Below are 19,710 nucleotides of genomic sequence, written 5' to 3'. Positions count from 1 at the left end.
TTAGAGGTTTCTTATCACTCGTGCCGGATTTCCGGCAGCAATTACATTTTCAGGTATGCTTTTAGTAACAATGGAACCATTTCCTATAACGGAATTTTTGCCAATGGTTACTCCTTTTAGAATGGTTACATTATCTCCCAAAAATACATTTTCGGCAATAAAAACAGGTTCCGATTTCAGCTCATCATCATTTCGTTTGTCAATTTCAAGATTGTGTCCATCATTATCAATTATGGCACAATTTACTCCGATTAAAACATTGCTTTGAATGGTTATTTTTGAAAAAGCCACTGCAGAAAAGGCGTTATTGATAGCAACATTATCACCAATGGTAATTTCACTGTCTGAATTTCGAACTTCCAAATAAGCATAATGCGAATAAAAATTTGGAGAAGCAACAACACCAATTTGCACCTTTTTGCCAAAGGATATTTTACCTTTTCCCTTCAAAAGTAAGGGATGAAACAGTTTTGGTTTTCCTGAAACATGGTTACAGTCAGACAGGAATTTGTACTTCCAATTTCTTAGAACGCCAAAAAAGAAAAATTTTATTTTACTAAAAATTTCCATTAATACTGATTTAAAATTTTAATTACATAATCAACTTCATCCTTTGTCATTACTGGACTTATTGGCAAACTTAACACTTCCTGATGAATTTTTTCGGTTATGGGGAATGAAAGCGAATTCCATCTCAAAGTTTCGGGAGCGAAAGCTTTTTGTTGATGTGGCGGAATTGGATAATGAATAATCGTTTCTATATTATTTTGCTTCAAATAAGCTTGAAGCACATCTCTTTCTGAAGTTCGGATAACGAATAAATGAAATACATGATTGCCTGACAAATCATAGGCTGGCAATACTATTTTGTCATTTTTGATTTCTGACAAATACCTTTTTGCAATAGTTTTTCGGATTTCATTTTCACTATCTAAATGTGGTAATTTCACATTCAAAAAAGCCGCTTGTAATTCATCCAAACGCGAATTTACGCCAATGAATTCATTATGATATTTTTGTTCTGAGCCATAATTTCTCAAAGCAAAAATCACTTTAGCCAAAGCATCATCATTAGTCGTAATCGCACCTGCATCGCCCAATGCACCTAGATTTTTACCCGGATAAAAACTAAATGCTGCAGCATCAGACAGATTTCCTGCTTTTTTAAGTTTAGAAATTGCACCATGTGATTGCGCAGCATCTTCAATTACTAATAAATTATTTTGTTTGGCAATAACATTTATGGTTTCCATTTCGGCCAATTGACCATATAAATGAACCGCCAAAATGACTTTAGTTTTTGCGGTTATTTTATGCTGAATTAAATCGGTATTGATGTTGTAAGTGTCTAATTTTGGTTCAACTAAAACAGGTATTAAATCGGCTTGCAAGATTGCTAAAATAGTAGCAATATAGGTATTCGAAGGAACAATAACTTCGTCACCTTTTTTAAGTTTTCCAAGTTGGATATATCCTTTAAAAATCAATACCAACGCATCAAAACCATTACCAACACCGATACAATGCTTTACGCCACAATAATCTGCAAAAATGCTTTCAAATATTTTAACTTCATCACCTAGAATAAACCAACCTTTATCTAAAACCAATTCCATTTTTTGCTGAAATTGCTCTTGATATTGCTGATTAATTTTCTGTAAGTCGAGGAATTTAATCATAGCATAACATTTTCTAAAAGATGATAATCTGATGTTTGAACTTCATAGAAATCCTGGACAGTTGTTTTTGCGCCGAAACTTTCTTTCCAAAAGAGAATCCCTTCATTGATTTTCTTTCCATTTCCCTCGTGTGAAGGGCCAAAATCAAAGAAATTTTTAGCAGCAAAAACTTCTGTAATCAAATAATTATAAAGGAAATCTATACTTCCTAATTCATTCTTCTGTTCATTTCCCGAAATATATTGTGGATGTGCTACGGCATTTGTTATAAAAATAGTTGTTCCCGCCACAATCCTGTTATCAACATAAACATTAAAATGTCGAATATTTTTTGGAAATTTTTGCTGCAACCTAATTATTTCTTCAGCTGTGTGAACTGGTTTTGAATTGTGCTTTTTTGTCAAATTTGGAATCAATATCTCATTCCAAAACAAGTTGAAATTCAGCTCTTCTCTAATCTCTAATTTGTTCTTTTCACCACGACGAATACTTTCTTTCCGGGTTTTAGTTACCGTAAAAGGTTTTGTCAAATCAATCACAGAAAGACAATCTCTGCGTATTAATTTGGCTTTCGCCAAAAACATAGCATATTCAATTTCTTCAGAAAAAAAGGCGTTGTAAATTGACGGAATTAATTTGAGTTGAAAAGTGGTAATATTGTTTTGATTCAAAAACGCTAAAACAGCCTTTGTTATCTCAATCACTTCGCCCAGTTTGATTTTACTGTCAAAAACAAATCCACCATAAGTCAAGCCCTGATGAGAAAAAACAGTATCTCCTACCCGATTGGCCGGAAGAACCGAAACCAATTCTTCTCCTTCAAAAACAAGCAACGAAAAATCCTGAAATCTATCGGAATGGTATTCCATAAAATCGCGGTGAAACAAAAACGTTGCATTTTTGGCACTACTTATAAAGTCGTTCCAAATAGCATAATCTTCTAAAGTATAAGGTCTAATAGAGTAGTTTTTCACAAGTCGCTTTTAAACATCGGAAAATTAAACATTTATTTTAAAAAAGTCGTTCTTATTAAAAATTCAATTTCCAAAAATATTGTTTAATTTTATCTTCTTAACCGTTTTTGCTTTGAAATTAAAACGACTTTTTTTCTGTTTTATTATTCTTGTTTGTTTCATTTTTAAAACTAATGGGCAAAATGTAACATTGTACAACCAATTTAATGGTCGTTATGATTTTACGTTTATAGGCAATACTATGAATATTGCTGAAAACAACACAACTCTTGATTTCGTAACAACCACTTCTTCTACAGCAACACTTTCTTTAAATGCTACTGATGTAATTGAAAAAGCCTATTTATATTGGGCCGGAAGTGGCGATGGTGATTTTGAAGTCAATTTAAATTCAGAAGTCATCACTCCTGATAGGACTTTCTCACTTGTTAGGGAATTTCCCGGTCTGACTTTAACCTATTTTAGTGCTTTTAAAGATGTTACTTCTCTGATTCAAACTACAGGAAACGGTGATTATACGCTATCCAATTTAGACAATTCGGCATTTGATGCGTTACATATTCAACGAAGAACCAATTTTGCAGGTTGGGCAATTGTAATTGTTTATAAGAATGATGCGCTACCATTAAATCAAATCAACGTTTACGATGGTTTACAAGGCGTTCCGGATGAATTATCGATTACTTTGAGTAGTTTAAATGTTATAGACGACAATAATTCCAAAGTAGGTTTTGTTGCCTGGGAAGGTGATTCGGGTTTGGCAACGGAAGAATTCAGAATGAACGGAACCTTATTAAGCAATGCTTCGAATCCACCAGATAATGTTTTTAACGGAACAAATTCGATAACCGGAAGCAACACTTTGTACAATATGGATTTGGATATTTATGATATTCAAAACAATATAGCAATCGGCGATACAACTGCAGAGATTTCGCTTACTTCTTTCCAGGATTTTGTGATGATTAATACGGTTGTAACCAAATTAAACAGCCAATTACCAGACGCAACTGTTTCAATCGATTCGATAGAAAAGCAATGTAATTCGAAAACCATTGTGGTGAATTATACGGTTTCAAATTTAAATTCAACCAACCCATTGCCGAGAGGAACTCCAGTTTCAATTTATATCGATGGACAAATTTTCCAGACTATACTAACAACCGACGAAATTCCTATTGGCGGTTCAATTTCGGGTCAAATTACAATTGTTTTGCCTGATACAATTACATTAGATTTCGAGATAAAATTTATGGTAGATGACATAGGAAACGGAACAGGGATTGTGACCGAATTAATCGAAAATAATAATACGTCAATCCTAAACGATTCGCTTTGGGTTTCTCCGGCTTTCAATGCTTTAGAAAATTTAGTGGCTTGTAACGAAGGCTTTACCCGTGGCACTTTTGACTTTTCGTCTTATGAAGATTTGGTTAAAACAAATCCGGGAGATACTGTTCGTTTTTATGAAACGCTTGAAGATGCAACTGCCGATGTAAATCCGATTTTGAATACTACAAATTACCAGGTAATGCCAACGCCAAAAGAAATTTTTGTTCGCATTTTCAACGATAATTGTTTTAGTGTCACTTCGTTTTTATTGACAACCCGAAATTGCCCGCCAACAGTTTACAACTTTGTTTCTGCCAATACAGATACTTATAATGATACCTTTTTCATTGGCGGTTTGCGTAATATTTTCCTGGATTATAGAATAGAAATCTACAGCCGTTGGGGAAGATTACTTTGGACAGGAAATCAAAATACCGAAGATTGGGATGGTTATGTAAAAGATGGCATTGGTCTTAAAAACGCACCTGACGGCACTTATTTTTATTTATTGTTTTTAAACGATATCGATTATCCTGAACCTTTGCGTGGATTTTTATATTTAAATCATTAAAAAAACGCTGTAACTTTGGCACTCTTTACTTAAGTATGAAACAAATAACTTCCGCTCAAAATCCGTTTATAAAATCGTTGATTCTGCTTCAGGAAAAAGCTAAAGCGCGAAAACAATCCGGCACTTTTTTGATTGAAGGAATGCGTGAAATTGAATTAGCAATCAAAGGAAAGTATGAAATAGAAACCGTTTTATTTCTTCCCCAATTGGTTTCAAATAACCAAATAACCAAATTAACGAATGACCCAATTGAGATTTCAAAAGAAGTCTATCAAAAATTAGCCTATCGCGATACTACCGAAGGAATTCTGGCGGTTGCCAAAACCAAATCATTACAATTATCCGATTTAAAGCTTCCTGAAAACCCGTTGATTTTAGTAATGGAAGCTATCGAAAAACCTGGTAATATTGGTGCGGTTTTGCGAACTTGTGATGCAGCAAAAGTCGATGCCGTAATTATCGCCAATCCAAAAACCGATTTATACAATCCGAATATCGTGCGTTCCAGTGTTGGCTGTTTGTTTACAAACCAAATCGCAACAGGGTCAACCGAAGAAGTAATTGATTTTTTAATCAAAAACAACATCAATTTCTATAGTGCGACTTTGCAGAATTCGACATCATATCATACGCAAGATTACACTACGCCAACCGCTTTGGTTGTTGGCACAGAAGCCACAGGATTAACTGAACTTTGGCGCGAAAAAGCGACACAAAACATTATCATTCCGATGCAGGGCGAAATTGACAGCATGAATGTTTCGGTTGCTGCTGCCATATTGATTTTTGAAGCCAAACGACAACGCGGATTTAAGTAATACAATTTAATAATCAACCATAAAACCAAATTCAAATGAAAAAAAATCTAGTATTCTCGTTCCAACCTATCAACTTATCTTTAGGTATTTTACTTGTCAGAATTATTATTGGTGTTCTTATGGCCTGTTATGGGTATCAAAAACTCATAAATTTCGAAACTATGGCTGCTTCCGATTTTTGGGCTAAAGAAGTTAGCTTTCTTGGCATGACAGGAAAAGCACCATTGGCATTGACCATTTTTGCTGAATTCTTCTGCAGTTTATTTTTAATACTTGGCTTATTTACTAGGTTGTCTTTAATTCCATTGCTTATCTGCATGGGATATATAATTGCCTGTGTTGCCAAATTTGCTGTAATCAATTCCGGTGATAATGGAACAGAAGTAAACACTGCTTTTGTCTATTTCGTAATTTATTTGGGCATTTATTTTACTGGTCCGGGAAATTATAGTCTGGATTACAAAATTGCCAATCGATAACACAATTCAGTTGCACAGTTCATTTGTTATACTTAATTTTAGGAATTGATTGAACATGCTATGATTGAAATAGATTTAGAAGAAGAAAAAAAAGCCATTGCCCGAGAATACAAGGAATTACTTCGCATAAGTTATCAAACCTTAACCGATTCTGATAAAAAACTCATACGAAAGGCCTTTGATGTTGCCGTTGAAGCACACAAAGACCAACGCCGTAAATCGGGTGAGGCTTATATTTTTCATCCTATTGGTGTTGCCAAAATTGTGGCTTCCGAAATTGGTCTTGGTGCAACAAGTATCGCCGCCGCCTTGATGCATGATGTTGTTGAAGATACTGATGTAACTATTGAAGACATCGAAAAAAAATTCAATCCAAAGATTGCACACTTGGTCGAAGGTCTGACCAAAATTTCCCAGGTTAAAAAAGACATGAACATCTCAATGCAGGCGGAAAATTTCCGTAAAATGCTATTGACGCTGAATGATGATGTGCGTGTGATTTTAATCAAAATTGCTGACCGTTTGCACAATATGCAAACCATGGATTCCATGCCGGATTACAAGCAGGTAAAAATTGCTTCGGAAACCTTATACATCTATGCGCCTCTTGCGCATCGTTTGGGCTTGTATAACATCAAAACAAAACTGGAAGACTTAGGTTTGAAGTATACCGAGCCTGATGTTTATAAAGATATTGTCAGCAAAATCAAGGAAACCAAAGAAGAGCAGGACGAATACATCAAAACGATATCGGCTGTTTTAAAAAAATCGTTAGACGAAGAAGGTGTTGAGTACACCCTGAAAGGCCGACCAAAATCAATTTATTCCATTCGTAGAAAAATGGCGGCGCAAAACGTAACTTTTGATGAAGTCTATGATAAATTTGCACTGCGAATTATATACAAATCGAATCTTCACGACGAGAAATTCCTGGCCTGGAAAATTTATTCTATAGTTACCGATCATTATCGCCCAAGTCCAAGTCGTTTGCGCGACTGGATTTCGTCACCAAAATCGACAGGTTATGAAGCTTTGCACATTACCGTTATGGGGCCAAAAGGCCGCTGGGTTGAAATTCAGGTGCGAAGCGAACGTATGGATGAAATTGCCGAAAAAGGATACGCTGCGCACTACAAATACAAACAAGGCGCTACTGAGGAAAGCGGTTTGGATACTTGGTTGAATCTTTTGAAAGAAGCATTAGAAAGTTCTGAAACCAATGCAGTCGACTTTGTAGAAGATTTCAAAATGAATTTGTATGCCAAAGAAATCTTTGTCTTTACGCCAAAAGGTGAAATAAAATCATTGCCAAAAGGTGCCACTTCACTCGACTTCGCTTTTAGCATACATTCCGAAATCGGAATCAAAACCCGCGGAACCCGCGTTAACGGGAAATTAGTGCCGCTCAATCACGAATTAAAAAGTGGTGACCAAATAGAAATCATTACTTCTGTCCATCAAAAACCAACAGTCAACTGGCTGGATTATGTAACGACTTCTCGGGCCAAAAATAAAATCAGAAACGTTCTCAACGAAAATACCAAGAAAATTGCCGAAGACGGAAAAGAATTACTGACCCGGAAACTAAAGCATTTAAAAATCACTATAAATGAAAATGTGGTCAATGAATTGGTAAACTACTTTAAGCTAAAAACCAGTTTAGATTTGTTTTACCGCGCCGGAATTGGCTCTATAGAAAACCAACAACTCAAGGATTTTGCTGCTCAAAAAAGCAATACTTTGATGAATTTCTTCAAAAATAAAATCAAGCGTTCGCCAAATGCTAATCCTGAAGAAATTAACAAACCCGTACTCAACAGCAATTACGACATGCTCGTTTTTGGTCCGGAGCAAGATAAACTCGATTATAAATTATCTTCCTGTTGCAACCCGATTCCCGGCGATGATGTGTTTGGTTTTATTACCATCAACGAAGGCATCAAAGTACACAAAAAAGATTGTCCAAACGCCATTGCGCTACAATCGAATTATGCGTACCGAATTATGCTGGCCAAATGGATTGATTCATCGCAACAAGAGTTCAAAGCTATTTTGAAAATTACGGGTATGGATAGTTTAGGGTTAACCAATGAATTAACCAAAGTAATTTCAAACAATATGCATGTGAATATCCAAAGTATTTCCCTGAGTGGTGAAGCCGGAATATTTTATGGACAAGTTGCCGTTATTGTACAAAATAATGCGATTCTGAAAAAACTCATCGATAATATCAAAAAAATTGATGGCATTGATAAAGTAACCAGGGTTTATACAAACTAGTTATTAAGTTATAAATTATGAGTTATGAGTTATTAAACTTTGATACCTTAAACAAAAAAATTACCTTTGTCCCATGACACTAATTGCATCCGATAATACTAAAAATCAAGAGACCGTAAAAAACGTTTTTACGCTGTATCTTGAAAACAAAGGACACCGCAAAACACCTGAACGCTATGCTATCCTTCAGGAGATCTATGATAGCGAAGAGCATTTTGATATTGAGAATTTGTATATCAAAATGAAAAACAAAAACTATCGTGTGTCGCGTGCTACCTTATACAACACGATTGAACTTTTATTAGATTGTGGTTTGGTACGCAAACATCAGTTTGGACAAAATCAGGCTCATTATGAGAAATCGTATTTCGACAAGCAGCACGATCATATAATCATGACCGACACTGGCGAAGTAATTGAGTTTTGTGACCCAAGAATCCAAACCATCAAACAAACCATCGAAGAAATATTTGGTATTGAAATCCACAACCATTCGCTGTACTTCTATGCGAGTAAAAAAGAACAACTATAATGAAGCCATTCGACTATTTTAAAAAGACATTTATTGGCGTATTCGTTTTCATAATTGTATATAAAATAGTAATTGAACTTTTTGAAGGACTTTCAGGCTTTACATTAGAATTTGCATTCAAACTTCTTTTAACTGCATTCTTTACAGCCTTGACCTTGGGAGTATTAAACTACTTTTTTAAATTAGATATTTCAAAGAAAAAAAACAACACTTAACTACACACAAACAACACACAATGACTGTAGATTTACTACTCGGATTACAATGGGGTGACGAAGGCAAAGGAAAAATTGTTGATGTTCTCACCTCAAAATACGACATTATTGCTCGTTTTCAGGGCGGACCAAATGCCGGACACACTTTAGAATTTGACGGAATAAAACATGTTTTAAGAACCATTCCTTCGGGGATTTTTCATGGCAACAACATCAACCTTATAGGAAACGGTGTCGTGATTGACCCTGTAGTTTTCAAAAGTGAGATTGATGGTTTGGCCAAATTCAATCTTGATTTAAAATCAAAATTGTTTATATCGCGTAAAGCGCATTTAATTTTGCCTACGCATCGTTTGCTTGATGCCGCTTCTGAAATTGCAAAAGGAAAAGGCAAAATTGGCTCGACACTAAAAGGCATTGGACCAACGTATATGGACAAAACCGGTAGAAACGGAATCCGTGTGGGCGATATTGAATTAGCTGATTTCAAAGAAAAATATAGAGTTTTGGCTGACAAGCACGAATCCATGATTGCTTTTTATGGTGTGGAGCTTCAATACAATTTAGCTGAACTGGAAAAAGAATTTTTTGAAGCTATTGAAGACTTAAAAAAATTGGATTTTATTGATAGCGAAGAATATTTGGCACAAGCTCAAAAAGCAGGAAAATCGATCCTATGCGAAGGCGCACAAGGGTCGTTATTGGATGTTGACTTTGGAACCTATCCGTTTGTAACCTCATCTAATACCACAGCTGCCGGAGCCTGCACAGGTTTAGGAATCGCTCCGAATAAAATCAAAGAAGTTTTTGGGATTTTCAAGGCCTATACAACACGTGTTGGTTCAGGACCATTTCCTACCGAAGATTTTGACGAGGCAGGCGATATTATGGCAAAAGTTGGTAACGAATTTGGTTCAGTTACAGGAAGAAAAAGACGTTGTGGCTGGCTCGATTTAGTAGCGTTGAAATATGCGGTACAAATAAACGGTGTAACCCAACTGATGATGATGAAAGGCGATGTGCTTTCGGGCTTTGAAACCTTGAAAGTTTGTACGGGCTACACTTATAAAGGTGAAATAATTCATCATTTACCATTTAATATTGAAGAAGAAAACATTACGCCTATTTATGCCGAATTCAAAGGATGGAAACAGGATTTAACCGGTTTAACCACCTTTGAAAGTTTACCAAAAGAACTAAAAGACTACATAGAGTTTATAGAAGGCGAGTTAGAAGTGCCAATTAAGATTGTCTCTGTTGGTCCTGACAGGAAGCAAACTATAACTAAATAAAGATGAAACCCTTTCAATAATGAGAGGGTTTTTTATTTTTTTCATATCTTAGTAGTACTAACCATTAAATATAATCATATCATGAAAAAAGTAGTTATTGGAAGTTTAGTTGGTGCGCTTATTTTCTTTGTCTTTCAAACCATTATGTGGATGGGCGGATTCCACAACGATTTTAGCATTTACACTCCCAATCAGGGAGCTATCATGCAAACCCTAAACACCAATCTTACGCAGGACGGTGTTTATTATATGCCTTCGGCGGACTGGAATGCTCCCAATTCGGAAGCAGAAACCGAAAAAATAATGAACGAAAGTGTAGGCAAGCCTTGGGCAATGGTATTTTACCACACCAAAATGAACGCCATGGACTCAAGCCAGATGGCTAAAGGGTTTCTCTATTCGTTACTTGCCTGCCTTTTGGTAGCTTTTGTATTGTATAGTGGCAGCTACCCTACTTTTGGAAAACGCTTTGCCGTATCGATGTGCTTCTCGTTATTTGTCCTGTTGGAGTGTACGTTTACCGAGATGAACTGGTGGGATTTCCCATGGCACTATGTTAAGTCGACAGTATATGACATGATTATAGGCTGGGCGCTGGTCTCCTTGTGGTTTGCCTGGTATGTAAAAGAGAAAGGTGTAAAGTAACTAAAATCTACTGTAATGAATGATTATGAAAAAAACACAGCCGAAACCCTTAGTGTAGTAGAAAATTTCAATTCGGCCTTTAACGAGCATGATGTAGAAGCGGTTATGAATTTAATGACCGAAGATTGTGTGTTTGAAAATACGGCACCAATGCCTGATGGTACTCGTTTGGAAGGTGCTACAGCGGTGCGCGAATTCTGGGAAAAGTTTTTTACCAACAGTCCGGATGCTCATTTTGAAGCCGAAGATATTTTTGCAGCCGGAAACCGCTGTGTAGTCCGATGGATTTATCGCAAAATGAAAGACGGACAACCCTGGCATTTGCGCGGTGTGGATGTTTTTAAGATAGTTGAAGGCAAAGTGGCAGAAAAACTGGCGTATGTCAAAGGATAGAATCCCAAAAGGGTTTGAACCTCTTTCATATTATAAATTTTTTGTACTATTTTTCTATATCAGCTAAACCAAATTAGTACAAATTCCAAAAAAAACTTGCCACCGAAATCAAGTTTTAAAAACACCAAAAATGAAAAGTATATTTATTGACAAAAATAGTGAGCCGACATTAGATGATTTAAAAAAAGGTTTAGGCAATACATTCGATATTTGGACAAACTTTGAAGCATATGCCATAAAAAACTATCCTAATGCAAAAGCAGAATGGAATTTTTCAGGAGAAAAATTTGGGTGGAGCTATAGAGTAAAAGATGCTAAAAGGGTTTTAATTTATTTACTTCCGAGAGATAATTTCTTTAAAACTGGATTTGTTTTTGGACAGAAAGCTACTGAACAGATTTTTGAAAGTGATATTTCTGAAGTTATAAAACAAGAACTTAAAGCAGCTAAGGTTTATGCTGAAGGAAGAGGAATTAGGATTGAGGTTAGAGATAAATCAAATCTTGAGGACATCCAAAAATTGATTGAGATTAAAATTAGGAATTAGACTTGAGCAAAACTAAATAACTAGTTTACACCTGACAGATGTGAAAAACCTGTCAGGTGTAAAAAATTACAACTTAAATATAAAACTCTCGCTCGGCTTCACACTCAACCGTATAGTTCCTTTGCCATCTGTTACTTTTAACTGTGCGGTGCTTCCGTAGAGTTGGTCTTTTACATCGTACAATCCGTCTTTGATATTCCAAATTTTAATAACATCTTCCGGCACTTTCAACTCAAAATTACTGGTGGTTACCCAAGAGAAATTCACTACTACAATCAGTTTTTCTTTGGCTGTCCAGCGCACATAGGAATACATTCCCGGATCATATCGTTTGGTTTCGTTTCGGTTGATAGTTTGTATTTCTTTGAACTTACCTGTCAAGGCATCACTATATAATGTAAAGTTGAGTAAGCGTTTGTAAAAATCACGTAAATCAGCTTCGCTTTTAGATAATTGTCCGCCGTCAAATTTACCTCCATTCATCCAACGTTGATGATGTGGAACGCCGACATAATCAAAAATAGAAGTACGCGAATGAGTTCCAAAACCTGCATTTTCTTTTCCATCCTCGCCTACTTCCTGTCCGAAATAAATCATCGTTGGTGAAGAACTGATCGTAGCCGATACAACCATCATTGGCTTCCCTTTCTCGGGAGTTCCTGCAAATTCCGGGCTTGCCAAACGCTGCTCATCATGATTGTCCAAAAAGTGCAGCATATGGTGCTCTATATCAGCCATGCCTTCCTGAATTTCCGAAAGTGGTTCAGGTAAAGCTTCTCCTTGTATTATCGATTTTAAATGATCATAAGTTTCTACTTTGTCATACAGATAATCCATTTTTCCAAGATTAATATAGTTTCTGTATTCTTTAGGATTATAAACCTCAGCCAATAAAAATGCTTTTGGATTCTTCATCTTTATAGCCGAATTCATATAACTCCAAAACTCATAAGGCACCATTTCGGCCATATCATAACGAAAACCATCTACGCCTTTTGCTGTCCAATACAAAGCAATATCACGAAATTTTTTCCATGAACTTGGTACATCTTTGTCTTTCCAAAACTCATAATGCGCTTTACAGTCTTTTTTGTCAAATCCTTGTGGCAATTCCGGAAAATCTTTTGAACCATCAGGTTTGATGCCGTAATTTACTTTTACGGTTTCATACCAGTCATTAATATCCGGTTTTGCTTCGCGCGAACCATTGCCTGTCCATTTTGCCGGGAACTCGGCAAACTTGCCATCAATTAACGGATTTTGTTCGCCATTTAAAGGTTTGTATGTTGGTGAAGTTGGCACTTCGAACGCTTTGCCCGGTATATAATAGAAATTATTATCTCTTGCATATTCAACCGAAGTATTATCTTCTGCACCAAAATCGGTAACGCCTTTCGGATTACTCAAACTATGATAATTTCTGGCGATGTGATTTGGTACTATATCGATAATGACTTTTAAACCATTCTTATGGGTTCGGGCAATTAATGCTTCAAATTCTTCTAATCGCTTCGCTGGATTAACCGCCAAATCCGGATTTACATTATAATAATCCTTCACCGCATAAGGAGAACCGGCACGGCCTTTTACCACTTCGGGATCATCATTGGAAATGCCATATTTGGTATAATCTCTAATCACATCATGATGCGGAACTCCGGTATACCATATATAAGTCACGCCCAGTTTCTTGATTTCCTGTAACGCTTTATCTGTAAAATCATTGAACTTCCCAACTCCGTTTTCTTCAATTGTTCCCCAAGGTTTGTTTGTGGTATTTTTGTTTCCGAACAAGCGGGTAAAAACTTGATAAACTACATCTTTTTTAGGTGTGGTAATTACTTTGGATTTGGCAGGCATAGTGGTCTTTTTTTGAGCAATCGTCGTATTTGCTATAACACAACTCATAACTACGGCAAATGTTAAACTTGTTTTCATACTTACTTCTGACTTAAAATAGGTTCAATAAGTCGTAACAACAAATATAAGGAAATAGCTGAATTATAGCAGTGGCATTAGGTTACTTTTTAGAATAATAAGTTAAAGCAGATGAATAATAATTAAAACAACGAGAATAAAAAATGGTTGATTTTGTAGCCAAAACTTAGGTTATATTTGTTTTAGAAATTTAATTGTCATCATCTTGAAAACAATTCTGAAAATAGCAATCTTCTTGTTTTGTATTGTGCACGCCACAACAACTTATTCTCAAAATAAGACTATAGACAGCTTAAAAAGAGTAATTCGCATTGCCAAAATTGACACGGCGAAAGTGAATATTTATAATCATCTGGCTTTTGAATTCAAAGAAAGTTATGTTGATTCTTCTCTTTATTATGCCAAAAAAGCGGAAGGATTAGCTCGAAAAATTCAATACAATGACGGACTTGCCGCTGCAGCTATAAATCAGGGGAATGTTCATATTATTTTAGGCGAATATAAAAATGCAAAGAAAGCATTTAGCAAAGCGCAACTTATCTATCACAAACTGCTTGATGCTGAGACCGGAAATAAGAGTTATAAAAATGGTCTTGCCAGAAGTTACGCCAGTTTAGGAGTCATTTTTTCACAGGAAAGCAATTATTATGCAGCACTGGAGAACTATGAGAAAGCTCTAAAAATTTATCAGGAAATTGATCAAAAAGGCAGCATTTCAAAAGTTTGTAATAACATAGGCGTTGTTTACAAGTCTCAGGGTAACAATGATAAAGCTTTAGAATATTTTAAAAAGTCCTTAAAAATTCAGGAACAAACCGGAGAACAAACCGTTCCGGTTACGCTGACGAATATTGGTGTAATTTACTTTGAACAAAACAATGCTGCAACTGCTTTTCAATATTACCAAAAAGCAGAAAAGTATTTTAAAACCATAAATAACGTTCGTGGTTATGCCTTACTAAACAACTATCTTGGTGATTATTATAAAAAACAAAAGGACATCAGCCAGGCGACGAGCTATTACAATCGCGCTTTGGAAATGTATGAGTCCTTGCAGAATAAATTCGGTGCTTCCTTGGCATTATATAATTTAGGCCAACTTTACTCTGATCAAAAGAAGTATAATGAAGCGATGACGTATGCTACCAAATCATTGGCTTATGCCAAGGAAATTGGCGTGCTTGACCAAACCTTTCATTCGGAAAAACTGCTTAGTGATTTGTACAGCCAACTCAATCAGCCAGCGCAATCTTTAGAACATTATAAAAATTATATTGTTGCCCGTGACAGCATTACCAATGAAGAAAATAACAAAAAGTTTGTTCAGGTTGAAATGAACTATGAATACAAAAAGAGAGAAGCACTTTTGGCAGAACAAGGTAAAAGACAAACACAATTTACCATCTTTAGTATACTTGGTGCAATATTATTAATCGGATTGGTATTTCTTATTTATAACCGCCGTCAGGTAAAACGTCGTTTGACGCTGCAAAAAGAAGTTGCCGAATATGAACAGAAAGCCTTGCATCTGCAAATGAATCCGCATTTTGTTTTCAATTGCTTGGGATCAATTTCGAGTTTTATTGTGCAAAACGGCACCGATTCGGCATTGAAATATTTGTCTAAATTTTCAAAATTAATGCGGCTTACTTTAGAATATTCCAAAGGTGCTATCATTCCGATTGACAAAGAAATTGAAAGCTTACAAAATTATTTAGAATTGGAGCAATTGCGTTTTCATCAAAAATTCACTTTCAAAATAACGTCCAGCGAAGCAGTAGAATTTAATATGGGAATGCCACCATTATTGATACAGCCTTTTGTAGAAAATGCCATTCTTCACGGTATGGTTCCAAAGGAAGGAAATGGAAAAATTGAAATTAATTTTGATGTGAAAAATGGGCAGCTAATTTGTACCATTACTGACGATGGCATTGGATTAACGCAATCCAAACAACTAAAAGAAAACTCAGTGACCGCACATAAATCAATGGCATTGGAAATTACCAAAAAGCGTCTGGAAATTATGGAAGCGACCACCAACAAATCGGCACAAATAGAGATTAAGGAACTAACAACCAATAACGAAATCACAGGCACACAGGTAACATTGCTATTGCCAATACAATATATTTCATAACTTATGATAACCGCCATTTTAATAGACGACGACAAGCACCTTCGCAAAGGATTAAAAGCCCTATTGGAACGCTATACCGATGATATTGCCATTATTGGTGAGGCCGAAAGTGTAAAAACCGGAATCGTTTCCATTGAAAAACTGAAACCACAAGTCATCTTTCTTGATATTCATCTGTCGGACGGAACTGGCTTTGATATTTTAGAACGCATTGCTATAAATAACAGTAAAACTAATGCCCATATAGTTTTTATCACGGCGCATGAGCAGTATGCAGTTAAGGCGTTTAAATTTTCGGCTTTGGATTTTATTTTAAAGCCTGTTGATCCTGAGGAATTGCAGCACACCATCAACAAAATAAAACAAGTGGCAAGCAAATCAAATTCCTTTGAACACATCGATTTGCTTTTGGAAAATATCCGAAAGAAAGTAGATAATTTCAAGAGAATTGCGTTGTCAACGAGTGATGGCATTCATCTTTTTGAAGTGTCCGATATTATTCGGTGTGAAGCCAAAGTAAATTATACAGAGTTTTTTATCAAAAATCATAAGCCCATATTAATATCGAGAACGCTAAAGGAATATGAAGAACTGCTTACTGAACACGGATTTGAAAGGGTTCATCAGTCACATTTGATTAATCTTTCCTATTTGAAATCCTATATAAAATCGGATGGTGGTTATGTGATTATGGCTGATAATACCAACATCCCTATCGCGCAAAGCAAAAAAGATAAATTGCAGGAACTGATTAAAGCACTTTAAAAAAACAATGTCATGAAAACCAATACTATAATCTCCCAACCCATGAGAACAATTACGCTGCTTTTATTATTTGTAACAGGTCTTGCTTTTGCACAGCCTGTCATCAACACGCCGCCACCTTTACAAATGTGTGATTACAACAATGACAATTTTGAAGTTTGGGATTTGACCCTTAATATACCTATTATTATCAATGGTAACCCTAACCTATCGGTAACTTTTCATGAAACTCAAACTGATGCAGAAACTGGAGGCAACCCAATTACTAATCCAACTGCTTTTGCGAACATCATACCAATTGGACAAATCATTTGGGTTCGTGTTACTGACCCTATAGATCCAATCCCTGCCATTACTTCATTTGAATTGGTATTCATGCCTACACCAACAGTCAATACACCACCAAATATGACCTATGTTGATATTCCGTTTGATGGGCAAGCTACTTTTGATTTGACAACACAGAATAACATTATCACGAGTGATGTAGGGACAACTATAGCTTATTATCACGATTTGCCGAGCGCTCAGGCACAGGTAAATCAAATCATTAATGAAGCTGCTTATACAAATAGCAGTAATCCGGAAAATATTTATGCCAGAGTTCAAAACGTAAACGGATGCTCTGCAATAGTTTCATTTCAATTGATTGTTACTAATCCTGATATTGTTTATATTCCTGATCCAAATTTCAAATGGGAATTAGTCTTTGGTAATATAGCCACTGATGCTACATCCAATCCGGTGGTTTTGGATGTAAATGGTGATGGTGAAATTCAGGTAACCGAAGCCTTACTGGCTCATCGACTAGATCCTATCAATATTGCTACAACTACTTTTGAAGGTATTAAAAGCTTTCTGAATTTGGAAGTATTTTATACGCCTACCGGTTGTAATATTGAGACTCTTGATGTAAGCGGACTGCAAAACCTTAGAGATTTTCAATGCCAATACAACCAGATACACAACCTGAACGTTAGCAATTGCCCTGCTTTGGAAAGACTTTTCTGTGGTGGCAATTATTGGATTAATACGCTTGACCTTAGTGGAAAACCCAATCTCAGAAATGTTTGGTGCGAACAAAATCAAATCAGCAGCTTAGATGTTACCGGAGCGCCGCTTTTACAATATTTATCGTGCCGAAACAATAATCTCAGTACTCTGGATTTATCGAATAATACTGCGCTTACAGATTTAAATTGTGGCGCAAACCCAATGACAAGCCTTGATGTATCGAATTGTACAAATCTGGTTAATTTTCATTGTGCCGCTGCCCCAATTACTTCTTTGAATATGACAGGTTTGACCAGCATTGTCGATTTGAACGTTCGTTATACCAATCTTACTTCGATTGATGTTTCCGCTTTTGCAGGTCTTACAAGCATAAACTGCGACGGTAATTTATTTACGGAACTCGACTTAAGCCATAATCCGGTATTGTGTGGTGTTCAATGTTCCAACAGCAACACGCTAAATTATTTAAACATAAAAAATGGTGGGGTCTGTAATGCTGTTTCTATGATTTCTGCCAATCCTAACCTTCAGTTTGTATGCGCCGATGAAGATGAAGTCGATTATTACCAAACTCTTTTCATCTCACAAGGATTTTCAACTATAGTTACCTCGTATTGTTCTTTTGTTCCGGGAGGTAATTTTAATACGATAACCGGTAACATTATTTTTGACGGTAATGGCGATGGCTGTGATGCCGGTGACGCACCTCAGCCTCTTATCAAAATCAACATTAATGATGGTACGAATACAGGCGATACTTTTACTAACGCTACCGGTAACTATTCGTTTTATACTCAGGACGGTAATTTCACTATCACACCTCAGATTGAAAATCCGACGTGGTTTACTTTCAGTCCTGTTACTGCAACAATTCCATTTGCTGATAATCTCAATCACACAATAACACAAAATTTCTGTTTGGCGCCAAATGGTATTCACAGAGATGTAGAAATGGTCATTCAGCCCTTAACCACAGCTCGTCCCGGATTTAATGCTACTTATAAACTGACATACAAAAACAAAGGGAATCAAACCTCTCCTGTGTTTCTTAACTTTAGCTATAATGATACCTTGCTGGACTTTGTTTCTTCCTCGGTGACACCAACTGCGACTTCGAGTGGGCACTTAGCATGGACCGTCATGGGCTTGCAACCTTTTCAAAGTGGCAGCGTGCTAATAACTTTAAATCTAAGCCCAGCGTCAAATATTGGAGACATATTGACTTTCACTTCCTTTATTGATATAACAACAGATGAAAACTGGGATGATAATGCATTTACCTTAGACCAAACAGTAGTGGGTTCTTATGACCCGAATGCAATCATTTGTTTTGAAGGCGACTTACTTCCTGTGACAGAAATTGGCAAATACCTTCACTATGGAGTGACCTTTGAAAATACAGGAAACTATGCTGCTGAAAATGTGGTGGTAAAAGATGTAATTGACATTACTAAATATGATATCAATTCGTTACAGGTTTTAGGAACCTCACATCAGTCATACATAAAAATAACAGGAAATACTGTCGAGTTTGTTTTCCAAAACATTCAACTTGCTGCGGCAACTGGTACGCCTCCGGTTGGTGGACATGGCGATGTGTTATTCAAAATAAAATCAAAAAACAGTTTGGTAAACGGAGATTATGTAAGCAAAACAGCTAAAATCTATTTCGATTATAATGCCCCAATTAACACGAATGATGCGCAGACGACTTTCGCTACCTTAAACAATCCGATTCACGAATTCGATAACAGTGTGAAAGTATATCCAAATCCGACTCATTCATTAATCAACATCAGTAGTAATTCTACAATTCAATCGGTATCCTTATATGATATTCAGGGAAGATTATTAGAAACTGATTTAGCTAATAGTAATGAAGTTTCTTTCGATATTTCAGGTAAATCAAATGGTGTTTATTTCCTCAAAATAACTTCAGATAAAGGAAGTAAAGTAGAAAAAGTGGTCAAAGAATAAAGTTAAGTAAGTGGAAAGGCGCTGATTCTTAATTTAAGGTTAGCGCTTTTTTTTGGAAACTAATTCCGGCTATCTATTGATAAATAATTCTTAATAAGCCTTTTCATTGTTCCTAATTT

General features: G+C 36.0%; 17 protein-coding genes. 13 read left to right on the top strand and 4 right to left on the bottom strand.

The window, feature by feature from the left end; translation table 11 throughout:
* Genes GS03_RS06570 through GS03_RS06560 form a run of 3 tightly spaced genes read right to left on the bottom strand, consistent with a single transcriptional unit; the run spans position 1 to position 2,653 of the window.
* A complete protein-coding gene (locus GS03_RS06570; protein WP_136151757.1) occupies positions 1 to 570 on the bottom strand; it encodes an acyltransferase in 570 nt (189 codons plus the stop codon).
* Positions 570 to 1,679, bottom strand: coding sequence for a DegT/DnrJ/EryC1/StrS family aminotransferase (locus GS03_RS06565; RefSeq protein ID WP_136151756.1), 1,110 nt, complete (start codon positions 1,677 to 1,679; stop codon positions 570 to 572). Before GS03_RS06565 ends, GS03_RS06570 begins: the two co-directional genes overlap by 1 nt.
* Positions 1,676 to 2,653 carry a GNAT family N-acetyltransferase gene (locus tag GS03_RS06560; protein ID WP_136151755.1) on the bottom strand — a complete coding sequence of 326 codons (978 nt, stop codon included), beginning with the start codon at positions 2,651 to 2,653 and terminating at the stop codon, positions 1,676 to 1,678. Before GS03_RS06560 ends, GS03_RS06565 begins: the two co-directional genes overlap by 4 nt.
* 190 nt (positions 2,654 to 2,843) lie before the next feature.
* Here GS03_RS06560 and GS03_RS06555 point away from each other — a divergent pair, with 190 nt between their 5' ends.
* From GS03_RS06555 to GS03_RS06510, 10 genes are all read left to right on the top strand, one after another.
* The gene (locus GS03_RS06555) at positions 2,844 to 4,556 is read left to right on the top strand and encodes a T9SS type B sorting domain-containing protein (RefSeq protein ID WP_246034187.1); all 1,713 of its coding nucleotides are present in this window, start codon (positions 2,844 to 2,846) and stop codon (positions 4,554 to 4,556) included.
* Between the two features lie 35 nt (positions 4,557 to 4,591).
* Entirely contained in the window at positions 4,592 to 5,374 is a 783-nt protein-coding gene (locus tag GS03_RS06550; RefSeq protein WP_136151753.1) for a TrmH family RNA methyltransferase, read from the top strand.
* Positions 5,375 to 5,409: 35 nt separating this feature from the next.
* Positions 5,410 to 5,853 carry a DoxX family protein gene (locus GS03_RS06545; RefSeq protein WP_136151752.1) on the top strand — a complete coding sequence of 148 codons (444 nt, stop codon included), beginning with the start codon at positions 5,410 to 5,412 and terminating at the stop codon, positions 5,851 to 5,853.
* Positions 5,854 to 5,913: 60 nt separating this feature from the next.
* Positions 5,914 to 8,133: a RelA/SpoT family protein gene (locus tag GS03_RS06540; protein ID WP_136151751.1), complete on the top strand. Its 2,220-nt coding sequence runs from the start codon at positions 5,914 to 5,916 to the stop codon at positions 8,131 to 8,133.
* A gap of 73 nt (positions 8,134 to 8,206) precedes the next feature.
* Positions 8,207 to 8,665: a Fur family transcriptional regulator gene (locus GS03_RS06535; protein WP_136151750.1), complete on the top strand. Its 459-nt coding sequence runs from the start codon at positions 8,207 to 8,209 to the stop codon at positions 8,663 to 8,665.
* Positions 8,665 to 8,880 carry a hypothetical protein gene (locus tag GS03_RS06530; protein WP_136151749.1) on the top strand — a complete coding sequence of 72 codons (216 nt, stop codon included), beginning with the start codon at positions 8,665 to 8,667 and terminating at the stop codon, positions 8,878 to 8,880. The genes GS03_RS06535 and GS03_RS06530 overlap by 1 nt, the downstream gene beginning before the upstream one ends.
* A gap of 20 nt (positions 8,881 to 8,900) precedes the next feature.
* On the top strand, positions 8,901 to 10,172 hold the full coding sequence (locus GS03_RS06525) for an adenylosuccinate synthase (RefSeq protein ID WP_136151748.1): 1,272 nt from the start codon (positions 8,901 to 8,903) through the stop codon (positions 10,170 to 10,172).
* Between the two features lie 81 nt (positions 10,173 to 10,253).
* On the top strand, positions 10,254 to 10,817 hold the full coding sequence (locus GS03_RS06520; protein ID WP_136151747.1) for a hypothetical protein: 564 nt from the start codon (positions 10,254 to 10,256) through the stop codon (positions 10,815 to 10,817).
* Positions 10,818 to 10,832: 15 nt separating this feature from the next.
* Entirely contained in the window at positions 10,833 to 11,210 is a 378-nt protein-coding gene (locus GS03_RS06515; RefSeq protein ID WP_136151746.1) for a nuclear transport factor 2 family protein, read from the top strand.
* A gap of 130 nt (positions 11,211 to 11,340) precedes the next feature.
* Positions 11,341 to 11,757 carry a DUF3788 domain-containing protein gene (locus tag GS03_RS06510; protein WP_136151745.1) on the top strand — a complete coding sequence of 139 codons (417 nt, stop codon included), beginning with the start codon at positions 11,341 to 11,343 and terminating at the stop codon, positions 11,755 to 11,757.
* A 66-nt stretch (positions 11,758 to 11,823) separates the two neighbouring features.
* Here GS03_RS06510 and GS03_RS06505 read toward each other — a convergent pair whose 3' ends face one another.
* Positions 11,824 to 13,617 carry an alpha-amylase family protein gene (locus GS03_RS06505; protein WP_246034194.1) on the bottom strand — a complete coding sequence of 598 codons (1,794 nt, stop codon included), beginning with the start codon at positions 13,615 to 13,617 and terminating at the stop codon, positions 11,824 to 11,826.
* A 283-nt stretch (positions 13,618 to 13,900) separates the two neighbouring features.
* Here GS03_RS06505 and GS03_RS06500 point away from each other — a divergent pair, with 283 nt between their 5' ends.
* Genes GS03_RS06500 through GS03_RS06490 form a run of 3 tightly spaced genes read left to right on the top strand, consistent with a single transcriptional unit; the run spans position 13,901 to position 19,591 of the window.
* Entirely contained in the window at positions 13,901 to 15,835 is a 1,935-nt protein-coding gene (locus GS03_RS06500; RefSeq protein WP_136151743.1) for a tetratricopeptide repeat-containing sensor histidine kinase, read from the top strand.
* Positions 15,836 to 15,838: 3 nt separating this feature from the next.
* A complete protein-coding gene (locus tag GS03_RS06495) occupies positions 15,839 to 16,600 on the top strand; it encodes a LytR/AlgR family response regulator transcription factor (RefSeq protein ID WP_136151742.1) in 762 nt (253 codons plus the stop codon).
* Between the two features lie 12 nt (positions 16,601 to 16,612).
* A complete protein-coding gene (locus GS03_RS06490; RefSeq protein WP_136151741.1) occupies positions 16,613 to 19,591 on the top strand; it encodes a T9SS type A sorting domain-containing protein in 2,979 nt (992 codons plus the stop codon).
* Positions 19,592 to 19,710 lie beyond the last annotated feature (119 nt).

The organism is Flavobacterium sangjuense (assembly GCF_004797125.1).
Taxonomy (GTDB): Bacteria; Bacteroidota; Bacteroidia; order Flavobacteriales; family Flavobacteriaceae; genus Flavobacterium; species Flavobacterium sangjuense.
Note: the sequence above shows the minus strand (reverse complement) of the source record. Positions and strands in the feature narration are given on the sequence as shown.